Below are 258 nucleotides of genomic sequence, written 5' to 3'. Positions count from 1 at the left end.
ATCTTCAATCGCTTTCTTCTCTTCTTTAGTTAAGTTAGCTGGATCTTTAACTGCTGTCTTATCTGCTGGTTTAACGATGTCGTTACCTGCATTTGGTTTAGTTGCAGCTTCTGAATCTTTCGTCAAGTCTGCTGCTGGAATTACTGCTGTCTTACCTTCTGGGGTTGTAACTGTCGCATTTCCTTTATCATCTACAACTACTGTTGCATCTGGATTTACAGCTTTAACTTTATCTTCGATCGCTTTCTTCTCTTCTGG

At 39.9% G+C, this 258-nt stretch carries 1 protein-coding gene; it reads right to left on the bottom strand.

Features of this window, described 5'->3' with window-relative positions; translation table 11 throughout:
- The coding region (locus K4Z77_RS00010) for a MiiA motif-containing surface protein (RefSeq protein ID WP_224218082.1) at positions 1-258 on the bottom strand (258 nt) is incomplete at both ends.

The organism is Streptococcus mitis subsp. hohhotensis, assembly GCF_020089495.2.
GTDB lineage: Bacteria > Bacillota > Bacilli > Lactobacillales > Streptococcaceae > Streptococcus > Streptococcus hohhotensis.
The sequence above is the reverse complement of the archived record's forward strand: the minus strand, read 5'-3'. Positions and strand labels throughout refer to the sequence as shown.